13 protein-coding genes are annotated in these 18,077 nt (G+C 70.4%); 7 read left to right on the forward strand and 6 right to left on the reverse strand.

What is annotated here, in order from left to right:
* The first annotated feature begins 52 nt into the window (after positions 1 to 52).
* Together ACZ7GX_RS30065 and ACZ7GX_RS30070 are read left to right on the forward strand one after the other, a co-directional pair.
* Positions 53 to 1,663, forward strand: a complete 1,611-nt coding sequence (locus ACZ7GX_RS30065) for an ATP-binding protein (RefSeq protein ID WP_498781580.1) — start codon at positions 53 to 55, stop codon at positions 1,661 to 1,663.
* On the forward strand, positions 1,660 to 2,328 hold the full coding sequence (locus ACZ7GX_RS30070) for a response regulator (RefSeq protein WP_498781508.1): 669 nt from the start codon (positions 1,660 to 1,662) through the stop codon (positions 2,326 to 2,328). The genes ACZ7GX_RS30065 and ACZ7GX_RS30070 overlap by 4 nt, the downstream gene beginning before the upstream one ends.
* Here ACZ7GX_RS30070 and ACZ7GX_RS30075 read toward each other — a convergent pair.
* The 4 genes from ACZ7GX_RS30075 to ACZ7GX_RS30090 form a co-directional block, all read right to left on the reverse strand.
* The gene (locus ACZ7GX_RS30075) at positions 2,313 to 3,860 is read right to left on the reverse strand and encodes an alpha-amylase family protein (RefSeq protein ID WP_498781509.1); all 1,548 of its coding nucleotides are present in this window, start codon (positions 3,858 to 3,860) and stop codon (positions 2,313 to 2,315) included. The genes ACZ7GX_RS30070 and ACZ7GX_RS30075 overlap by 16 nt on opposite strands.
* Positions 3,857 to 4,816, reverse strand: a complete 960-nt coding sequence (locus tag ACZ7GX_RS30080) for a TIGR03885 family FMN-dependent LLM class oxidoreductase (RefSeq protein WP_498781510.1) — start codon at positions 4,814 to 4,816, stop codon at positions 3,857 to 3,859. The genes ACZ7GX_RS30075 and ACZ7GX_RS30080 overlap by 4 nt, the downstream gene beginning before the upstream one ends.
* 61 nt (positions 4,817 to 4,877) lie before the next feature.
* Positions 4,878 to 5,423, reverse strand: a complete 546-nt coding sequence (locus tag ACZ7GX_RS30085; protein WP_498781511.1) for an EF-hand domain-containing protein — start codon at positions 5,421 to 5,423, stop codon at positions 4,878 to 4,880.
* 88 nt (positions 5,424 to 5,511) lie between these two features.
* Positions 5,512 to 5,985: an FxsA family protein gene (locus ACZ7GX_RS30090; protein ID WP_498781513.1), complete on the reverse strand. Its 474-nt coding sequence runs from the start codon at positions 5,983 to 5,985 to the stop codon at positions 5,512 to 5,514.
* A gap of 108 nt (positions 5,986 to 6,093) precedes the next feature.
* Here ACZ7GX_RS30090 and ACZ7GX_RS30095 point away from each other — a divergent pair, with 108 nt between their 5' ends.
* Positions 6,094 to 7,482: a KamA family radical SAM protein gene (locus ACZ7GX_RS30095; RefSeq protein ID WP_498781514.1), complete on the forward strand. Its 1,389-nt coding sequence runs from the start codon at positions 6,094 to 6,096 to the stop codon at positions 7,480 to 7,482.
* A 451-nt stretch (positions 7,483 to 7,933) separates the two neighbouring features.
* On the opposite strand, the gene ACZ7GX_RS30100 is transcribed toward ACZ7GX_RS30095, so the two are convergent.
* Positions 7,934 to 9,250, reverse strand: coding sequence for a hypothetical protein (locus ACZ7GX_RS30100; RefSeq protein WP_498781516.1), 1,317 nt, complete (start codon positions 9,248 to 9,250; stop codon positions 7,934 to 7,936).
* Between the two features lie 217 nt (positions 9,251 to 9,467).
* Here ACZ7GX_RS30100 and ACZ7GX_RS30105 point away from each other — a divergent pair, with 217 nt between their 5' ends.
* The 3 genes from ACZ7GX_RS30105 to ACZ7GX_RS30115 all read left to right on the forward strand — a co-directional run bounded on the left by ACZ7GX_RS30105 (position 9,468) and on the right by ACZ7GX_RS30115 (position 12,374).
* The gene (locus tag ACZ7GX_RS30105; RefSeq protein WP_498781517.1) at positions 9,468 to 10,313 is read left to right on the forward strand and encodes a carbohydrate kinase family protein; all 846 of its coding nucleotides are present in this window, start codon (positions 9,468 to 9,470) and stop codon (positions 10,311 to 10,313) included.
* A 76-nt stretch (positions 10,314 to 10,389) separates the two neighbouring features.
* The gene (locus ACZ7GX_RS30110) at positions 10,390 to 11,415 is read left to right on the forward strand and encodes a LacI family DNA-binding transcriptional regulator (RefSeq protein WP_498781519.1); all 1,026 of its coding nucleotides are present in this window, start codon (positions 10,390 to 10,392) and stop codon (positions 11,413 to 11,415) included.
* A gap of 26 nt (positions 11,416 to 11,441) precedes the next feature.
* Positions 11,442 to 12,374 (forward strand): winged helix DNA-binding domain-containing protein, encoded by a 933-nt coding sequence (locus tag ACZ7GX_RS30115; RefSeq protein WP_498781520.1) that lies wholly within the window; start codon positions 11,442 to 11,444, stop codon positions 12,372 to 12,374.
* A 180-nt stretch (positions 12,375 to 12,554) separates the two neighbouring features.
* On the opposite strand, the gene ACZ7GX_RS30120 is transcribed toward ACZ7GX_RS30115, so the two are convergent.
* Positions 12,555 to 15,548: a carbohydrate binding domain-containing protein gene (locus ACZ7GX_RS30120; RefSeq protein ID WP_498781521.1), complete on the reverse strand. Its 2,994-nt coding sequence runs from the start codon at positions 15,546 to 15,548 to the stop codon at positions 12,555 to 12,557.
* Positions 15,549 to 15,742: 194 nt separating this feature from the next.
* Here ACZ7GX_RS30120 and ACZ7GX_RS30125 point away from each other — a divergent pair, with 194 nt between their 5' ends.
* Positions 15,743 to 18,043 carry a helix-turn-helix transcriptional regulator gene (locus tag ACZ7GX_RS30125; RefSeq protein WP_498781522.1) on the forward strand — a complete coding sequence of 767 codons (2,301 nt, stop codon included), beginning with the start codon at positions 15,743 to 15,745 and terminating at the stop codon, positions 18,041 to 18,043.
* Positions 18,044 to 18,077 lie beyond the last annotated feature (34 nt).

Consider the following 18,077-nt stretch of genomic DNA (forward strand, 5'->3'; position numbering starts at 1 on the left):
CCCACCCCAACCAGGCGCAAAGGTCGTAAAACACGTATTGGTCGTTTTGGTCGTGGCCGGGCTCACACGCGTTGGGCCAGAATGCTCTGCCATGCGCCGCCGTTCGGTCCCCCTCGGTGTCACCCTCCTCGTCCTGCAGGTCGTCATCGTCCTCGCCACCACCTGCACCGCGGGCCTCCTGGCGGCCAAACTCCAAAGCGACCGCATCCGCGAGGCCTACAAAGACCGCATGCTCTCCGTCGCCGAAAGCGTCGCCCGCCTCCCCACCGTCGTCGACGCCTTCACCTCCCCCGACCCCGCCGCCACCATCCAGCCCCTCGCCGAACTGCTCCGCAAAGCCTCCGGCGTCACCTACGTCGTCGTCACCGACCGCACCGGCCGCCGCTACGCCCACCCCGACCCCGACCGCATCGGCGAACCCGTCTCCACCGACCCCAGCACCGCCCTGTCCGGCCACGTCTTCGTCGGCACCGAAACCGGCACCCTCGGCACCAGCCTCCGCGCCAAAGTCCCCATCCGCGACACCACCGGCGCCATCATCGGCATGGCCTCCGTCGGCATCCTCGAAAGCGAACTCGCCGCCGACCTCGCCGAAGACCTCCCCGAACTCATCGGCTGGCTCGCCGCCGCCGCCCTCGTCGGCGTCCTCGGCGCCACCCTCGTCACCCGCATGGTCCGCAAACGCACCTTCCGCCTCGAACCCGACGAGATCGCCCACCTCCTCGAAACCCGCCACGCCATGCTCCACGGCATCCGCGAAGGCGTCGTCGCCGTCGACGACCACGAACGCCTCGTCCTCGTCAACGACGAAGCCCTCCGCCTCCTCGACCTCACCGAAGACCCCACCGGACAACCCGCCGAAACCATCCTCGAAGACGGCGGCCTCCTCGACCTCGCCCGCACCCACGACGACGTCTCCGACCGCCTCGTCCTCGCCGGCGAACGCGTCCTCGTCGCCAACCGCACCACCGCCAAAACCCACGGCCGCCCCGTCGGCGTCGTCCTCACCCTCCGCGACCGCACCGAACTCCACGACGCCCTGCGCGAACTCGACGGCCAACGCACCGTCACCGAAGTCCTCCGCGCCCAAGCCCACGAATTCACCAACCACCTGCACGTCATCAGCGGCCTCGTCGAACTCGACCGACGCGACGACGCCGTCGCCTACATCGAACGCGTCGGCGGCACCGGCTCAGCCACCTCCGACATCATCGGCGGCGCCATGACCGACCCCGCCCTCGCCGCACTCCTGCTCGCCAAGTCCTCCACCGCCCACGAACGCGGCGTCACCCTGCGCCTCGACCCCGCCACCACCATCCACACCCGCACCGGCGACGACGCCCTCACCGTCCTGGGCAACCTCGTCGACAACGCCGTCGACGCCGTCGACCCCGGCGGCACCGTCCGCGTCCTCGTCCACTCCGACACCACCGGCGTCCGCGTCGTCGTCGACGACGACGGACCCGGCATCGACCACACCGAACGCACCCGCATCTTCACCCTCGGCGTCAGCACCAAAGCACCCCGAGGCGCACACGGCCGAGGCATCGGCCTCGCCCTCGTCTCCCGCGTCGTCACCCGACGCAGCGGACAAGTCCACCTCACCGACTCCGAACTCGGCGGAGCCTCGTTCGACGTCTGGCTCCCGGAGGCCGCCCGATGACCGTCCGCACCCTCGTCGTCGACGACGACTTCGCCGTCGCCGCCGTCCACCGCGGCTTCCTCGAAGCCCTCCCCGACTTCACCGTCGTCGGCGAAGCACACGGCGGCGGCGAAGCCCTCCGCGCCGTCGACACCCTCCGCCCCGACCTCGTCCTCCTCGACATCCACCTCCCCGACATCTCCGGCCTCGACGTCCTCGCCCGACTCCGCACCCGACCCGGACCACCCGTCGACGTCATCGCCGTCACCGCCGCCCGCGAACGCGAAACCGTCCGCCAAGCCATGTCCCGCGGCGTCGACCACTACCTCGTCAAACCCTTCACCCGCGCCGCGTTCCTCGACCGCATGCGCGAATACCTCACCCGCCGCACCGAAGTCCAACGCCTCGGCCCCTGGCTCGACCAGGACGAAGTCGACCAACTCCTGCAACACCGACCCCGCGCCGCCCTCCCCAAAGGACTCTCCCCCCTCACCCTCAAACTCGTCGTCGACGCCCTCAAGACCACCGACCACGACCTCTCCGCCCAAGAAGTCGGCGACCGCGCCGGACTCTCCCGCGTCAGCGCACGCCGCTACCTCGAACACCTCGTCACCACCGGCAAAGCCGAAGTCCTACCCCGCTACGGCATGGCCAACCGACCCGCCCACGGCTACCGCCTCACCTGACGGAACCACCGACACCCGTACGGACCCAACTCCACCCTCGCCGTCCCGTCCTTCCCCGGCTCCACCGTCCCGTCCACCAACAGATCCGTCAGCACACCCTCCACCCTCGGCACCTCCACCGACACGTCCTCACCCGCGAAGTTGTGCACCGCCACCACCACACCACCGTCGATCTCACACCGGTGCGCCAACACCGACGGCACCGCCGTGTCGATCGCCGTGAACGTCCCCCACGCCAACTCCGGACACTCCCGATACCGCTCCACCAACAACCGGGTCCACCCCAACAACGACCCCGGATCACCACGCTGCTCGTCCACCGCGTCCCACCACATCGGCGTCCGCACCGCCAACCGACCCTCCAGCGACAGGTCCTCCGTCATCCCGACCTCCTCGCCGTAGAACAACACCGGAGTCCCCGGCAACGAGAACAACAGGCTGTACACCATCTTGATCCGGGCCAGGTCCCCGCCCAGCATCGACGGCAACCGCCGCCGCAACCCACGCCCGTACAGCTGCATGTCCTCCTCCGGCCCGAACGCCGCGAACACCTCCTGCCGCTCCGGCTCCGTCAACTTGTCCAACGTCAACTCGTCGTGATTGCGCACGAACGTCGCCCAATGACAATCCCGCGGCGGACTCGGCCGCTCCTTCAACGCATGCGTCAACGGACTCGCGTCCCCCCGCGCCAACGACAAGTACATCTGCTGCATCCCGATGAAGTCGAAACACATGTGCAACTCGTCGCCCACACCGTCCGACCCGCCGAAGAACGCCATCGCCTCCGCATAAGGCAGATTCACCTCACCCAACAGGATCGCCTCGCCGTTGCGCCGCGACAAGAACGCCCGCAAATCCGCCAGGTAGTCGTGCGGATCCGGCAACGCCTCGATCGGCGCCTCCAACAAGAACGGCACCGCGTCCACCCGGAACCCCGACAACCCCAACTCCATCCAGAACCCCATCACCCGCGCGATCTCGTCCCGCACCGCCGGGTTCGCCACGTTCAGATCAGGCTGGTGCCGGTAGAACCGGTGCAGGTAATACCGCTTCGCCTTCCGGTCGTACGTCCACAACGACTTCTCCTTGTCCGGGAACACCACCCCCTCCGACGCGTCCGCCGGCGGCTCGTCCGCCCACACGTACCAGTCGTGGAACGGACTACCCGGATCACGCGCCGCCTGGAACCACGGATGCTGGTCCGACGTGTGGTTCACCACCAGATCCGCGATCACCCGCATCCCCCGGTCACGCGCCGTCCGCACGAACTCCACGAAATCACCCAACGTCCCCAACCGCGGGTCCACCCCGTAGAAATCCGTGATGTCATAACCGTCATCCCGATCCGGCGTCGGGAAGAACGGCATCAACCACAAACACGTCACACCCATCTTGTGCAAGTGGTCGATCTTGTCGATCAACCCCCGGAAATCACCGAACCCGTCACCGTTCGAATCGTGGAACGTCTCCACGTCCAAGCAGTACACGACGGCGTTCTTCCACCACAGATCCGCGGTCCTCGTCAACTTCACGACCGCACCTCCGGCAGCACCCGCTCACCGAAAGCATCCAGGAACCGCTCCTGCTCCTGCCCCACGTGGTGCAGGTAGACCTCCTCGAACCCCAACTCCGCGTACTCCCGGATCGCCTTCGCGTGCCACCCCAGATCCGACGACACGTTCACCACACCCGCCACCTGCTCCACCGACACGTGCTCCGACACCACGTCGAAGTGCTCCGCCGTCTCCAGGTCCCAGCACACCGGCGGCCCGAACACGTTGCTCCGCCACTGCTCGTGCGCTATCGACCGCGCCTCCTCATCGGTGTCCGCCCAACTCAAGTGGACCTGCAGGTGCAGCTTCCCCCGACCACCCGCGTCCCGGTACGCCGCCACCACCCGCTCCAACCGCTCGGCCGACGCGTTCACCGTGATCAACCCGTCCGCCCACCCCGCGCACCACCGCGCGGTCTCCTCGCTCACCGCCGCACCGACCAACAACGGCGGCTCGTCAGGCCTCGTCCACAACCGCGCCCGGTCCACCGTCACCAGACCGTCGTGACTGACCTCCTCCCCCGCCAACAACGCCCGGATCACCTCCACGCACTCCGACAACCGCGCGTTCCGCACCTCCTTGCGCGGCCAACCCCCACCCGTGACGTGCTCGTTGCTCGCCTCACCACTGCCCAACGCCGCCCAGAACCGACCCGGGTACATCGCACCCAACGTCCCGATCGCCTGCGCGATCACCGCCGGGTGATACCGCTGACCAGGCGCGTTCACCACCCCGAACGGCAACCCCGTCGCCTCCAGCGCCGCACCCAACCACGACCACGCGAACCCGCTCTGCCCCTGCCGCGCACTCCACGGCGAGAAGTGGTCCGAACACATCGCGGCGTCGAACCCCACCTCCTCCGCCCGCCGCACCGCCGCCAACAACGCGGAAGGGTGAACCTGCTCATGAGACGCGTGCACACCGATGACGGTCATGCCGTCTCACGTACCCAAGCCACCCCCCGACAACACCCCGACCGACACCCTCAGCCCTCGCTCAGCCCTCGCTCAGCATCCGCGAGCCCTTCACCGACGCATCCCCCGCCGTGAAGAAACCCCGCACGTTCGCCAAGAACTCCGCCCGATCCACCCGCCCACTGCCATCCACGTCCATCCCCGCGAACGCGATCGCCGCCACCTGCGGATCCGTCACCCCCGCACCCCGGTAGATCCCCGCGAACCCACTCCCGTCCAGCAGACCGTCACCATCACGATCCGCCAACTCGAAAGTCCGCTCCGACACCACCAACCACTTCTCCACCAACCCACCCGCCGACACCCGACCCGACTCGTGCGCCGCCCGGAACTCACCCCGGTCCACCACACCGTCCGAATCCAGATCCGCCCCCACCACGTACTCCCACACCGCCCGGTACGCCGCCACCAGGCTCCGCACCTCCGGCGACTCCACCCCCAACCCGAACTCCCGACCCACACCCCGAGCCGCCGCCGAGAAGTCCTCCCAGCCGATCACCCCGTCACCATCCACGTCGAACACCGCGAACGCCCGGTCGACGTTGTCCAACCGCAGATCACCCGACATGACCACACCTCTCCCTGGGAACGAACCAGGGCGAAGCCTAGGAACCGCCCCACCGGCCCGGCAGCGCGAAACCGCCCCCCACACCCGATCAGGTCAACTCCGGCCGATCCGACGACGACTCCGGCCGCACCTCCACCACATCGCCGTCCACCACCACACCACCCGCCATCGGGTGCTGCCCGTACCGCACGTTCAACACCATCGCCCGCTCCCGCTCCTCCGCACGCCGCGCGATCCGCCTGCTCAACAACCGCCGCGTCGGCGGGAACAACAGGAACAGCCCCACCACGTCGCTCACGAACCCCGGCACGATGATCAAGAACGCCGCCGCCGCGATCAGCACACCGTCCGCGATCTCCTGATGCGGCGCCCGACGCGTCCGCAACGCCTCCGAGAACGCCGCCACCGCCCGCGACCCCTCACGACGCATCAACACCGAACCCACCACCCCGCCCAGCACCAGCAGACCCAGGGTCGGCAACAGACCCCACGCCCCGAACGCCGCCACCAGAGCGGTGACCTCCACAGCCAGGCCCACCAGCAGTACCGCGAACACACGCATACCCAACCCAACGCACGAACGCCCCGAAACGCTCCCTGCCGAAATATTTACGGCCAACCCGCCATCTGGCAGCATATCTTCACGCCACTCGACCGACAGGGAGCATGGATGACTGCGCTGCACGAGGTCACACCCACGCAGCCCAGGGCTGACCTCCAGCCCTACACCTACGTGCGCCAAGAGCTGGTCGAACCCGACTGGCGCCGCTTCCCCGGCTGGCGCGACACCACCGACACCCAATGGCGCGACGCCCAGTGGCAACGCGCCAACTGCATCAAGAACCCCAAACAGCTGCGCACCCTCATGGGCGACCTGCTCACCGACCGGTTCTACGACGAACTGGCCGCCGACCAGCAGCAATCCGCCACCATGTCCATGCTCGTGCCACCCCAGATGATCAACACCATGGCACCCGACGCCCCACTCGACCCCGAGGCGTTCACCGAAGCCTTCTTCGCCGACCCCATCCGCCGCTACATGATCCCCGTGCGATCCGACCGCGACCCGGACTGGCCGAGCCACCCCCACTCCGCCCGCGACTCACTGCACGAAGCCGAGATGTGGGTCGTCGAAGGCCTCACCCACCGCTACCCCACCAAAGTCCTCGCCGAACTCGTCTCCACCTGCCCCCAGTACTGCGGCCACTGCACCCGCATGGACCTCGTCGGCAACTCCACGCCCCAGGTCCAGAAGCACAAGCTCGCGCTCAAGCCCGTCGACCGCCAAGAACAGATGATCGACTACCTCAAGCGCACACCCGGCGTCCGCGACGTCGTCGTCTCCGGCGGCGACGTCGCCAACGTCCCCTGGCCCCAACTCGAGTCGTTCCTCATGCGACTGCTCGACATCGACACCGTCCGCGACGTCCGCCTCGCCACCAAAGCCCTCGCCGGACTACCCCAGCACTGGCTGCAACCCAAAGTCGTCGAAGGCCTCGAACGCGTCGCCCGCACCGCCGGCCGCCGCGGCGTCAACCTCGCCATCCACACCCACGTCAACCACGTCCAGACCGTCACACCGCTCGTCGCCGAAGCCGCCCGCACCGCCCTCGAAGTCGGCGTCCGCGACGTCCGCAACCAGGGCGTGCTCATGAAGGGCGTCAACGCCACCCCGGAAGACCTGCTCGACCTCTGCTTCGCGCTCCAGGGCGAAGCGAACATCCTGCCGTACTACTTCTACATGTGCGACATGATCCCCAACGCCGAGCACTGGCGCGTCGCCGTCTGGGAAGCTCAGGAACTCCAGCACGCGATCATGGGCTACCTGCCCGGCTACGCCACGCCGCGCATCGTCTGCGACGTCCCGTACGTCGGCAAGAGGTGGGTCCACCAGCTCCACGAGTACGACCGCGAACTCGGCATCTCCTACTGGACCAAGAACTACCGCACCGGCATCGAACTCGAAGACCCCGAGGCCCTCGACCGCCGCTACCCCTACTACGACCCGATCTCCACCCTGCCCGAAACCGGCCGCCGCTGGTGGTCCGAGCAGGCGTAGCCCCGGTCCGCCCAGGTCTCCTTGCTGTTTTTTGGGGTGGCGTGTTTGCGTACGTCACCCTGAGTGTGCCTAATTTTGATCAACACTGAAGTCATTGAGAAGATGAAGAGACTGGGTGTGGTCGGCCTGCGGATTGCCTGGCCGACCACACCCAGGAAGAACTTCGCCTGACGACCACACCGCCGGGACGATCTCCGGTGCCCAGGTGCGGTGTCGCCGCGTCCGCCCGTCCGCGCACTGGTGTTGCCGGACCGGTTGCCGCAGGCCAGGCCGCGGCCCCGCCGGGAGCACCGGCGGGGCGTCCACCACTCCCCTGCGTCGCCTTGAGCGGGTTGTGTGCTCGTGGCTCGATGTGCAGTTTGGCGACGGTGCGACTGGAGACTTCTTTTCAGTCAAAACTGAAGCTATCGAGCTGACCAAGTGTGCGTGCTTCGGGCGGGACGCGGTTCGACTACCTCACTGTCACCGACGCGACCCGAGACACTCGGGCGTGGTCGTCGACCTGGAGGTTCCGACCAGCTGCGCCATCGGTGCGCTGGACCCGGACGGCGACCGGGACGTTGGTGCAGCCGGGCACGTCGACCGCGGAGTCGCAGTTGTTCGGCCGGTTGGCGGTCACCACGGTCCCGTTGACCAACGTGACGTGCGCGTACAGGGTGTCGATGCCGCCGCCGGAGCCCGGCAACGGTGACAGACCCGCCCCCGCCTCGCCCGCGGCGTTGTTGGTGACCCTGGCGCGGGCGAGGGTGAGGGTCTCGCGGTACACGGCGACCCCTCCTCCGCTGCCGCCGAAACCGGCAAACCCGGCGTAGCCGCCGGGCCCCGCAGCGCCGGCGTCACCACCCCGGCCGGCCCGGTTGGCCGTGATCACGACACCGGTGACGGACGGGCTCAACGCCTGGCCCTCGCGGCCGCCCACGTCCACCCCACCGCCGGTACCACCGCTGCCGCCGTCCCCTCCCCCACCGCCGTCGACGCCACCGGATCCGCCCACGCCACCGTCGGCGGCGGCGTTCCCGCGGACGAGGCCGCCGCTGATCCGCAGCGCGGTGCCGGAGACGGTGTGCACGCCTCCGCCGAAGCCGCCCGAGCCGCCCCGGCCACCCGCCACCTGGCCGATGCCGTTGCCGCCGCGACCACCGGGGCCGCTGGAGTTGCCGGTGATCGTGCTGTCGGTGATGGTCAGCGGCACCGAGGTCGAGCCGTAGGAGGAAATGGCGCCGCCGGAACCACCGAGCCCACCGCGACCGGCGCGCGCGCTCGTGGCCGTCGCGTCCGCACCGGGCGCACCCGCGCCGGCGGCGTTGCCGGTCAGCACGCTGTCGCTGATGGTCAGCGGACCCCAGTTCTGGATGGCCCCGCCCGAGTCGCCCTGGTTCCCCTCCCCGTAGGAGTCAGTGCCGACCGCGTCCGGGGCACGGCCGCCGGTGAGCGTGACGTGGTCGAGGCTCAGGTCGCCCCAGTTGGAGATGAGCCGGAACCGCGGCGCGTTCGCGGCCCGGGCGATGGTGGCGCCGTTGCCGTGGATCGTGAGCTTCCCGGCGATGGCCGGCAGCCCGTCCTCCCCCTCCGCCACCGCGGGCGCGGTGAGCGTGTAGACGCAGTTCGCCGCCAGGGACAAGGTGTCCGGGACAGCCGACGCGTTGGCCGCGGCGACGGCGGCGACCAGCGCGGACGGGTCGCAGGGCACGTCGGTCTCGGCGGCGACGGCCGGTGGTGCGATCAGGACGAGCGAGCCCACCGCGGTGACGGTGGTGGCGACGGGCACGAGGGAACGTCTCAGTAACTTGCTGTTCCGTGGCATCGAGCAGCCTTCCCGGAGCTGGTGGTGGGTTGAGTCGATCATGTTCCTTATATCGCGGAGCACGTGAGGACCGCTCTTTATTTTAGTCAACACTGAAGCTATAGATGCGAACATGACAGGACTTGCAGCCGCGCTTGCCCGTCGTTGGCCGATGTGTTGATCACGCCTCAGAATGGCGCTCATGCACAAGCCGAAGGTGTTCGTCGCGGGGCCGGTGTCGTGGAACCGACTGGTGTTGCTGGACCGGTTGCCGCAGGCCAGGCCGCACACCGTGTTCGCGACCGGCCACCGCGTGGCGGTCGGCGGCACGTCGGCGGGCAAGGCGCTGAACCTCGCCTCGCTCGGCGCTGACGTCACGCTGCGGACCGTCGTCGGCGACGACGAGGCCGGCCGGTCGGTGCTCGACGTGCTCGAACGGGCCGGGGTCGAGGTGATCGCCGAGGTGGTCGACACCGCCACCGAGCAGCACCTCAACCTGATGGACCCGCACGGCGGGCGCGTGTCGATCTACCTCGAACTCCCCCGGCTGCGCCAGGCCGAGCACGACGAACGCGCGCTGGCCGCGCTCGCGGCGGCCGACGCGGCGGTGATCGACCTCGCCGAGCACGCCCGCCCCCTGCTGTCCGCCGCCCGTGCGGCCGGCGTGCCGGTGTGGTGCGACCTGCACGACTACGACGGCGTCGCGGGGTTCCACCGCGACTTCCTCGACGCGGCCGACCGCGTCTTCCTCAACGACGACGCCTTCGCCGAGCGCGACGCGCTGCTGGTGTTCCTCAAGTCGCTCAGCAAGCCCGCCGTCGCCACGCTCGGCGCCGAGGGCGCGCTGGCCGTGGTGGACGGCGCCGTCCACCACGTGCCCGCCGTGCCGGTCGAGGAGATCGTGGACACCAACGGCGCCGGTGACGCCTTCTTCTCCGGCTTCCTGGTCGCCCACCTCGCGGGGGCCGACGTCGCCGAGGCGATGGCCGCCGGAACCCGGCAGGCCGCCCTCTGCCTCGGTTCAGCGGGGTTGGCGCCCGAACTGTGACTGTCAAGGGCTTGCTGAAAGCCTTTGCAAGGACTTTCCTTCGGGTGCGCGTGTCGCCGCGACGGAAAGGACCCACATGGACGGCGTGACCGCCCGGTTGAGCGACATCGCCGCGCAGGCCGGGGTCAGCGAGGCGACCGTCAGCCGGGTCTTCAACGGCAAGTCCGGCGTGTCGTCGGCCACCCGCCAGGCGGTGGTGGCCGCGATGGACCTGCTCGGCTACGAACGACCGCCCCGGCTGCGGCAGCGCAGCGCCGGGCTCATCGGGCTGATCACGCCCGAGCTGGGCAACCCGATCTTCCCCGCCCTCGCGCAGGTCGTGGAACAGGTGCTGACCAGCGCGGGCTACACGCCGCTGCTGTGCACGCAGACGCCGGGCGGGTCGACCGAGGACCAGCTCACCGAGATGCTGGTGGACCGGGGCGTGGCCGGGATCGTGTTCGTCTCCGGCCTGCACGCCGACTCCACCGCCGACACGGGCCGCTACACCAAGCTGGCCGGCCGCGGCATCCCGTTCGTCATGATCAACGGCTACACGGAGAAGATCTCCGCGCCGTTCATGTCGACCGACGACCGCGCGGCCATGCGGCTGGCGGTGTCGCACCTGGTGGAGCTGGGGCACGAGCGCATCGGCCTGGCCGTCGGGCCGCGGCGGTTCGTGCCCGTGCTGCGCAAGATCGAGGGATTCGTGCAGCACATGCGCACCGCGCTCCCCTACACCGCCGAGCAGGCCGAGGCGCTGGTGCAGCACTCGCTGTTCACTGTCGAGGGCGGCCAGTCCGCAGCGACGGCGCTGCTGGACAAGGGGTGCACGGCGATCATCTGCGGCAGCGACCTGATGGCGTTCGGCGCGATCCGGGCCGCCCGGCAGCGCGGGCTGGGCGTGCCGCAGGACGTGTCCGTGGTGGGGTTCGACGACTCCCCGCTGATCGTGTTCGCCGACCCGCCGCTGACCACGTTGCGCCAGCCCGTCGAGGCGATGGGCCAGGCCGCGGTCAACGCGCTGCTGGAGGAGATCGGCGGCACGCCGGCGCCGCACGCCGAGTTCGTGTTCCTGCCGGAACTCGTGGTGCGCGGCTCGACGGGCGCGGGGCCGAAGTGACCGCCGGTCGGGCGAGGGCGCTGCGCATGCGGGCGCAACGCCTGACGACCCCCGCCCGTTCGCTGCCCGAGCTGCTGCACGACGTGCTCGCGGTGCAGGCGCAGGACACCACGGCGGCGGGTCTCGCCGTGCGGGCCCGCACCACCGGCGTCTCCCCCGCCGACCTGCGCGCCGCGCTGGAGGCCGGTGACGTGGTGCGGACGTGCGCGATGCGTGGCGCGGTGCACCTGCTGCGCCGGGAGGACGTCGGCTGGCTGGTGGGGTTGCTGGGCCCGGTGAACGTGGCCCGGTCGAGGCGTCGGCGGCTGGAACTCGGCCTGACCGACGAGGTGTGCGCGCGGGCGTCGGACGCCCTGCGGGAGGTGCTGACCGAACCGCTGACCAGGCCGCAGGTCGTGGCCCGGCTCGCGGACGTGGGCGTGGCGCTCGACCCGGCCACCCCCGCGCCCGCCTACCTGCTGGCCTACGCCGCCAACAAGGGCGTGGTCGTCGCGGGCGAGTCGACCTACCGGCTGCTCCCCCGCGTCGACGCCGAGCCGCGCGGCGTCGCCGAGCTGGTCCGCCGCTACCTGCGCGCCTACGGCCCCGCGACGGTCGAGGACTTCACCGCGTGGAGCGGCTTGCCGGAGGTCGAGGTGCGCGCCGCGTTCCCGTTCGACGAGCTGGTGGAGGGCAAGCACGGCTGGCAGCTGCCGACGACCGACGCCGCCGACCTCGACGGCACGGTCCGGCTCCTCGGCCCCTTCGACACATTCCTGCTCGGCTACGCCGACCGCACCCTGCTGCTGGATCCCCTGCACGCACCCTTGGTGCAGACCGTGGGTCCGCACGTCGTCGTGGACGGTCAGGTGCGCGGCACGTGGCGGCGGCGTGACGGCCGGGTCGTGGTGGAGCAGTTCGGCCACGTCCCGGTGTCCGAGCTCGACGTCGAGGTGGAGTCGGTGCTGGCCTGGGTCTGACCCGGTCTGCGGATCCGGCGGGCCCGGCGCTCGGGCGGGAGGTCCGGGCCCGGCGGCGTGGGGTCCGAGCGCGAGCGCACCGGACGCGGCGGCCAGGACCAGCACCGCCGACGACGTCACCCGAAGGTGTGGGGGTCCGGCGGGCGGGCGGTGGGAGAGGGCACGCCCGCCCGCCGGAGGTCACTTCAGGTACGGGCCGTCGGCGCCGACCTTGCCCGGCGCCGGGTTGCCCGGCAGGTCCAGCACGTAGACCCGCGCGTTGCCCTGGCCGCCGGGGTTCGCGGTGAGGCTGCCGCCGGTGACGGTCTTCGTGTCACCCGTGACGGCGTCGCGGTAGGTGCCGTCGGGCACGCCGGTGAACGTCGCCGAACCCGAGATCGCGACCAGCGCGAAGCTGTCCACCGAGCCGGAGGTGTAGCGGCGCTTGAACGCCATCCCGCCGGACACGCCCTCCGTCGAGTACTGGCCCTTCTGCAGCGCGGGCACCGCACGGCGGATCTGGTTGAGCCGCTGCACGTGCTTGACCAGCGGTTTCTGCAACGTGGTCGCGACCTGACCGGACGCGGACGACACGACGCCGTAGTCCGACGCCGTCACCTGGCCCGCGAGGTGGTCGCCGTAGTACGCCCGACCCGTCGTCGCCAGCGGGCACGTGGGGCCGCAGTCGATCGGCTTGCCCGCCTGGAACTCGATCTCCGAGCCGTAGTAGAGCGTCGGGATGCCCCGGAACGTCCACATCAGGCTCATGTTCTCCGCCCACGCGCCCGTCCCGCCCGCGTACCGCACGCTGGACTTGTTCGGCCCGAAGTCGTGCGAGTCCACGTACGTCACGTTGTAGGTGGCGTCGTTGGTGGAGTCGTCGGAGTCCTTCGCGTTCCAGAACGCGTTGTTCGCGTCGCCGAAGTTCATGTGCATGCGCATGTCGATGATGTTCATGCCCGAGAACTTCGAGTGGTCCGGCGCGTGGTAGGCGTTGCCGTCGAGGAACGCGTTGCGGCTCGTCGGCTGCCCGCCCGTGCCCATCCCCTGCTCGTAGGAGTACTGCTCCAGCGACGCGGTGGCGTCGTCGGCGCTGTACTCGCGGCGCTCCTTCCAGGTGAAGAACTGCGCCGAGTGGTTGACCGAGCCGCGGTTCCACTTGTCGTTGACGAACGCCGCGACCTCGCCGAAGACGAAGAAGTCCCGGCCCTTCTCGCCGAACTTCGCGGTGGCGTGCTGCTGGATGGCGGGCAGGAACCGGCGGTTCCACGTCACGCGGGGGATGTGCACGGCGGTGTCCACCCGGAAGCCGTCCACGCCCATGTCGATGAACCGGTTGTAGGCGTCGATCAGGTACTTCTGCACGATCGGGTTCTCGGTGTTGAAGTCGGCCAGGTCCTCGTGCAGCCAGCACGACCGGGAGTCCTCGCCCTCCCAGTTGCCGATCCAGCACCGGTGGTAGAGCTGGGCGGGGAACATGCCCGAGGTGGGGCTCGGCCACTGGCAGCTGTAGATCCGGTAGCCCTCGGGGCTGGAGTGCTGCGTCGGCTTGCCCCAGTCGACGCACGTGTTGCCGGCGGGCTCGGTGGTCGACCACAGGTCGCCGTTGTAGTACGACTTGCCGGTGTTCGGGTCGATGGTCAGGCCGTCGTACTCGAAGCCCTGCACCGGCTGGTCGTAGTACCAGGACCACTGGTTGTCGCGGACGCCGAAGACCTTCGCCTGGAACAGGCCCTTGGCGCCCCAGCGGGAGCTGTGGTTGTAGACGACGTCCTGGTAGATCTTCAGGCCCTTGGCGTGCGCGGAGTTGATCAGATCCTGGTACGTCGCGCCGGGCGTCTCCAGGCGCGGGTCGACGCGGTGGAAGTCCCAGCCGTGGTAGCCGTGGAAGTCGTAGTCCGAGCGGTTGAGCACGACCGGCGTGATCCAGACCGCGGAGAAGCCCAGGCCCTTGATGTAGTCGAGCTTGTCGACCAGGCCCTGGAAGTCGCCGCGGAACATCGGGTCGTTGTTCGCCGCGTTGCCGGAGCGCACGTGCTGGCTGCCGCCCCGGTTGTTGGCCGCGACGCCGTCGTTGAAGCGGGCGGTCATCACGAAGTAGATGGAGTCCTCGCGCGGGTCGCCGCCCAGCGGTGTGCCGCCCGGTGGCGCGGGCGGCGCGTCGCCCGTGGTCACCGCGACCGACGCGGTGGAGCCGGACTTGTTGCCCGCCGCGTCGTAGGCCTTGAGCGCGTAGGTGTAGGTCGTGTTCGCGGTGAGCGGGCCGTCGGCGAAGCCCACCGCGCCGCTGTTGCGCACGACGGTGCCCAGCGCGCCGCCCGTGCGGGTGATCTCGTAGCCCGCGACCGCGACGTTGTCGGTGGACGCCGTCCACGTCAGCGAGACGGTGAGCGCGGACGCGGTGGCCCGCAGGCCGGTGGGCACGCTCGGCGCGACGGTGTCCTGCGGGGCAGGGGGTCCGCAGGGATCGGTCGCGTCCGGCGTGACCACGCCGTCCTTCACGGTGCTGCGCCCGGTCCGCAGCGCGTAGTCGGCGCCGTTGTTGTTGTCCCACTGGCCGGAGCCGTTGTTGAACGCGGCCTTGAGGCCGGTGGCCTGGCCGAGGTCGACCGAGGCGCGCGCCCAGTCCGGGCACACCTGCTCCATCGGCACGCCCGGCACGGCCGTCCACGTGCCGCCGGTGGGCTGGTAGTGGATCCGGGTCGCGGTCCAGTTCCGGGCCTTGGTGGAGTAGTAGACCTCCGCGTGGTTCGTCGGACCGGGGTCCGGGCCGGGGTCGGTCCCGCACGGGTTCCCGACGCCCACCACGCCGCCGGCCACGGTCACGTCGCCCGTGCCCAGGCTGTAGTTCCGCCCGTTGTTGTTGTCCCAGGTGCCCGAGCCGTTGTTGAACACCGCGACCAGGCCGGTGGCCTCGCCCAGCGACACCGTCCGGCGCACCCAGCCCGCGCACGCCGCCGGTTCCATGCGCTCGCCCGGCACCGCGGTCCACGGGCCGTTGCGCGGTTGGTAGTGCACGTTGGCGACCGGCCACCCCGAAGGCAGGCGGTAGAAGACCGTAGTGCTGTTCACCGCCGCGGCGGCGGCCGGTGTCGTCGTCCCGGTCTGGGCGGAACTGCCCGGCGCGGTCCACGCCGCCCCGGTCAGGCCGAGGGCCACCAGTAAAGCGGTCAGTCGTCGCGATCTCGCTCGCATCACTGCTCCCGTCACGCTTCGTTGCGCAAGCTAGTGCAATTGTTTGCAGGCTAGACCTGGCCTCACACGGGTGTAAACGGCTTGACGAGCCTGAACGAGGAGCGATCTTTGCAAGGGTTTGCAAGGTGGTTCGCCCACGCGTCGCTTTGTCGATCTCACCGCACGCGCACGGCCCGATGTCGTACGGTGTCCGGATGACCGAGCGGGCAGCGGGAGGCGGTGTGGTGCCGCGGGCGCTGAGTTCGTTCGTCGGCCGCAAGGATCTGCTGGCCGAGCTGCGCCGGCGGATGGGTGTCGCGCCGCTCATCACGCTCACCGGCGTGGGCGGCGGCGGCAAGACCCGGCTGGCGCTGGAACTCGCCGCGCAGGTGCACCGCGCCTACGACGACGGCGTGCGGGTGGTCGAGCTGGCGTCCGCGCGCGGCGGCGACCCGGAATTGTTGGCACAGGTCGTGTTGAGCGCCGTCGGCGTGCCCGACCAGGCGACCACGACGCCGTTGGAGACGCTCGTCGACTACCTGCGGCCGCGGCAGGTGCTGCTGGTCCTGGACAACTGCGAGCACCTCGTGGAACCGGTGGCGCGGCTGGTGCGCGCGGTGCTCGGCGCCGCGCCCGGCGTGCGGGTCCTGGCCACCAGCCGGGCCCGGCTGCGGGTACCCGGCGAGGTGCTGGTGATGGTGCCGCCGCTGGACGTCCCCGCCGAGGACGCCCCGCTGGACCTCGACTACGAGTCCGTGGCGCTGCTGGTGGACCGGGCCGAGGCGAGCGTGCCGGGCTGGCGTGTCACCCCGGAGAACTGGCCGCACGTGGTGCGCGTGCTGCGCCGCGTGTCGGGCATCCCGCTGGCCATCGAGCAGGCCGTGGTGCGGATGCGGTCCATGCCGGTGTCGTTGCTGGCCGACCGGCTCGACGACGTGATGCGCGTGCTCACCGCCAACGACACCACCGCGGTCGAGCACCACCAGACCATGGCCGCGCTCATCGACTGGAGCCACGCGCACTGCACGCCCGCCGAACGCCTGCTGTGGGCGCGGTTGTCGGTGTTCGAGGGCGGGTTCAGCCTGACCGCCGCGGAGGACGTGTGCGCGGGCGACGGGCTGGCCGCAGACCAGGTCGCCGACGCGCTGGCCGGCCTGCTGGACAAGTCGATCGCGCTGCCCTCCGCCGACCGCACCCGCTACCACCTGCTCGAACCGATCCGGCAGCACGGCGCGGCCGAGCTGCGGTCCGCCGGCGAGGTCGAGCACGTGCGGCAGCGGCACCAGGACTACTTCCGGCGCGAGGCCGCCCGGCTGGCCGCGTCGTTCGCCGGGCACAACGAGGCCGCCCTGCTCGCGGCGGTCGACGCGGACATGGCCAACCACCGAGTGGTGCTCAACGACCTGATCCGCAACCCCGACACCGCGCACGCCGGCCTGCTGATGAGCGTCGACCTGGCCCGCACCCGCTGGTACACCTACGCCGGTCGATTACCGGAAGAACGGCTGTGGCTGGGACGCGCGCTCGCCGCCACACCGCCGACCGCGGACCCGTTGCGGGCCAGCGCCATCGCCCTCGACGCGTGGATCGCGCTGTGCCTGGGCGTGGAGCGGGAACTCGTCGCGCGGCGGGTGGACGAGGCCGACGCCATGGCCCGCGAGGTGGGCGGGCCGGTGCCCGCGGTGACGTTCGTGCGCGGCGCGTACGCCGTGCTGGCGCTGGGCGCGGTCGACGGCGTCGAGCTGCTGCGGCAGGCGCACGAGGAGTTCGGCGCGCTCGGTCCCGCGTTCGCGGTGGACCACCACCTGGCGCACATCATGCTGACCGTGTCGCTGGTGCTGCTCGGTTCCCGTGAGCAGGCGGAGCCCGCGGCGGAGGAGTTCTACGCCGAGTGCGAGCGGCTCGGCGCGCTGTGGGGCATCAGCTGGGCGCACTGGTGCCGCGGTGTGGTGCAGACGCGGTGGGGCGACCCGGTCGGCGCGCTGGACGTGCTGATGGAAGGACTGCGGGTGCAGCGGGAGATCCGCGACAAGTGGGGTCCGCTGTGGTCGATCGAGGCGTTGGGGTGGGCGCACTCCCGGGCCGGTGACGGCTCCGCCGCCGCCCGGATGCTGGGGCTGGCGCACGGGTTGCACCGGGTGACCGGTGTCCGGGTGGACGGCCTGGTGCCGTTCGCGTGGGTCACCGCGCAGGCCGTGGCCAGGGCCAAGGCGGTGCTCGGCGAGGACGAGTACGCGCGGGCGTACGCGGGACCGGCGGAGTCGGTGGAACAGGCGCTGGCGATCGTGCTCGACGAGGTGCCGACGCCGGAGCCGGACCGCCGTCCGGGCGGCCTGACCCCGGCCGAGTGGAACGTGGCCAAGCTGGTCGGCGACGGGCTGTCCAACCCGGAGGTGGCCACCAGGCTGGTGATCTCCCCCGCGACCGTCCACACGCACCTGACCCGGATCTACCGCAAGCTCGAGATCAGCAGCCGCCACCAGCTGATCTCGCTGCTGGCGAGCATGGCCGACTAGGCGGGGACGAGCCCGTCGTCGCGCCGCTCCGGCG

It is taken from the genome of Actinosynnema sp. NPDC037264 (genome assembly GCF_055603705.1).

Excerpts from the sequence above, each read along its gene's own strand:
- ACZ7GX_RS30095 (WP_498781514.1), top strand. The coding sequence starts at position 6,094 with ATGACTGCGCTGCACGAGGTCACACCCACGCAGCCCAGGGCTGACCTC.
- ACZ7GX_RS30115 (WP_498781520.1), top strand. The coding sequence starts at position 11,442 with ATGCGGGCGCAACGCCTGACGACCCCCGCCCGTTCGCTGCCCGAGCTG.
- ACZ7GX_RS30080 (WP_498781510.1), bottom strand. The coding sequence starts at position 4,816 with ATGACCGTCATCGGTGTGCACGCGTCTCATGAGCAGGTTCACCCTTCC.
- ACZ7GX_RS30085 (WP_498781511.1), bottom strand. The coding sequence starts at position 5,423 with ATGTCGGGTGATCTGCGGTTGGACAACGTCGACCGGGCGTTCGCGGTG.
- ACZ7GX_RS30120 (WP_498781521.1), bottom strand. The coding sequence starts at position 15,548 with ATGCGAGCGAGATCGCGACGACTGACCGCTTTACTGGTGGCCCTCGGC.
- ACZ7GX_RS30070 (WP_498781508.1), top strand. The coding sequence starts at position 1,660 with ATGACCGTCCGCACCCTCGTCGTCGACGACGACTTCGCCGTCGCCGCC.
- ACZ7GX_RS30090 (WP_498781513.1), bottom strand. The coding sequence starts at position 5,985 with ATGCGTGTGTTCGCGGTACTGCTGGTGGGCCTGGCTGTGGAGGTCACC.
- ACZ7GX_RS30105 (WP_498781517.1), top strand. The coding sequence starts at position 9,468 with ATGCACAAGCCGAAGGTGTTCGTCGCGGGGCCGGTGTCGTGGAACCGA.
- ACZ7GX_RS30125 (WP_498781522.1), top strand. The coding sequence starts at position 15,743 with ATGACCGAGCGGGCAGCGGGAGGCGGTGTGGTGCCGCGGGCGCTGAGT.
- ACZ7GX_RS30110 (WP_498781519.1), top strand. The coding sequence starts at position 10,390 with ATGGACGGCGTGACCGCCCGGTTGAGCGACATCGCCGCGCAGGCCGGG.